Annotated in this window: 2 protein-coding genes; both read left to right on the forward strand. The window is 36.8% G+C overall.

Translation table 11 applies throughout. The features are described from left to right. The first annotated feature begins 202 nt into the window (after nt 1–202). Entirely contained in the window at nt 203–1072 is an 870-nt protein-coding gene (locus RZN25_18240) for a site-specific integrase (protein ID MEQ6378743.1), read from the forward strand. Beyond that, nucleotides 1069–2214 carry an IS91 family transposase gene (locus RZN25_18245; GenBank protein ID MEQ6378744.1) on the forward strand — a complete coding sequence of 382 codons (1146 nt, stop codon included), beginning with the start codon at nt 1069–1071 and terminating at the stop codon, nt 2212–2214. The genes RZN25_18240 and RZN25_18245 overlap by 4 nt, the downstream gene beginning before the upstream one ends. The last annotated feature ends 106 nt before the right edge of the window (nt 2215–2320 follow it).

Below are 2320 nucleotides of genomic sequence, written 5' to 3' on the forward strand. Positions count from 1 at the left end.
AAAAAAACAAAAGAAAAAGTATGTCTTTCATGGTATAGTTTTATCGCCGAACAAAACAACCAAGGAAGGACATACTTTTATGATGATGATTATACCATGCATTTATTTAAAATTATATAACCAATTTTTCACTCTAACACCTAGGGGCCCACCAACCTCCTGATTGCTTTGAATTCATTCAATCAATTAGGAGGTTTTAGTCATGGAAAAATATGAACAAAAAATTGAACTGTTTTTTGAACTAAAGAATTCGCCTGAACGCACGAGAGAATCTATGAAAAGAAGAATCTTTGATTTTTTAATCTATATGGAAGTGCTAGAGAACTCTATTGATGCGACTACCTTTGAAGATATCCAAGGGTATATTCTTCACTTAAAAAGAGATCGAAAACTCTCTCCAGCTACGATTAATAATCATATTTCTTCCGTTAAATTCTTTTACACCTATGTTTTAGAAAAGGAATGGAATCCAATAAAAGTTCCGAGGATGAATCGAGAGAAGAAGCTACCCGTTATCCCTCCTAGGAGGGATGTAAATACCTTAATCGAAGAGATTCAAAATTTAAAACACAAGGCGATTTTCTCCCTAATCTATGGTAGTGGTTTACGTGTTGGAGAAGTGGCCCGATTGAAAATCGGCGACATTGATAGTAAGGAGATGCGTGTTCGTGTAGAAAAAGCCAAACACAACACCAACCGATATACCATCTTGTCCGAAGAGAGTCTTTTAGTGCTTCGAGAGTATTTTAAAACCTATTATCGTAAGCCTTTCACCAAGGAGGACTGGCTCTTCCTCGGACAAAATCAGAAAAGTCATATTACCGTCAAAACGATTCAAAATACATTCATTAAAGTAAGAGATCGATTAGAACTTGATACTCGTATTTCTGCGCATACCTTACGACATTGCTTTGCTACCCATTTGTTAGAAGATGAAGTCGATCCCGTTCATATTCAACATATGTTAGGACATAAAAGATTGGAGACTACGAATTACTACTTACACTTGACTTCGAAAAGTCTCATGGGAGTTAAAAGTCCTCTAGATTCGCCAAAAGGTAAAAAACGATGAAAATAACCGTGCAGGACATATTTCGCAACCACTACGACGAATTCCTTGAAGAACACAAGGTATCGAAAGAACAAGCAAAGGCTGCCAAAGCCATTATCAATTGTCGGACATCAGCTCTAGGCGGGCACACTCATGAATGTGATCATTGTGGAGAGACACGAGTGAGTTATAATTCATGCCGAAACCGTCACTGTCCACAATGCCAAGGTGTTGAAAAGGAAATCTGGGTCGATAAACGCAGAGAAGATATCTTAAATGCCCCTTATTTTCATGCGGTTTTTACTATGCCTAAACAATTACACATGCTGATCTATCAAAATCAAAAACTACTTTATACGTTGATGTACAAGGCAGTGGCTGAAACTTTGACTGAATTGGCTCAAGATGAAAAATACCTGGGGGCTCAAATCGGATTTCTTTCCGTATTACACACCTGGGGACAGAATTTACATTATCATCCGCATATCCATACGATTATATTGGCTGGTGGACTCACGAAAGAAGGATTGTGGAAGAAGACAAGCGAGAAGTTTTTTATTCCTGTTCGTGTTTTGTCTAAGAAGTTTCGAGGCAAATTTTTATTTTATCTTAAAAAATACTATAAACAAAAGCGCTTGAGATTTTATAACGAGGCTGAAATCTATAAGAATCCGGAGGATTTTCAAAGTTTGATAGATACTTGTTATGGGCTCGATTGGTACAGCTATACAAAAAGAACCTTCTCTGGGCCTCTAGCTGTCATGAAATATCTAAGCCGTTACACCCATCGGATTGCCATTTCTAATCACCGTATCCTCTCCATACATGAAGGTGCGGTGACCATAGGTGTCAAAGATTATAAGGATAAAAATAAAAACAAACGGGTCACTATGACAATCGTAGAATTTATTCGGCGATTTTTAATGCATATTTTACCGAAAGGTTTTGTTAAAGTAAGGCACTATGGGATTTTAGCTAGTAGAAACAGGAAGACAAAGCTTGTTCGTTGTCGAGAATTAACGAAGAGTCCGCTTTATAAACCAAGGTTTGAAGGGTTAAGTAAACTAGAAATTATTAAAGAAATCTTAAAAAAAGATATAACGTTATGTCCAAGTTGTAAAAAAGGGCATTTAAAGATCATCGACTCTACTTTTGTTACGTAATGGATTCGAATGGAATATATTTTTTTAAAGCCCCTTCAGTGGGGAGGGGGGAGCTATATCCTGATTAGTTGTTTCTCTTCTCTATTCTTTTAGATATCGTTTTCTT

Source organism: Bacillaceae bacterium S4-13-56 (assembly GCA_040191315.1).
Lineage (GTDB): Bacteria > Bacillota > Bacilli > Bacillales > JAWJLM01 > JAWJLM01.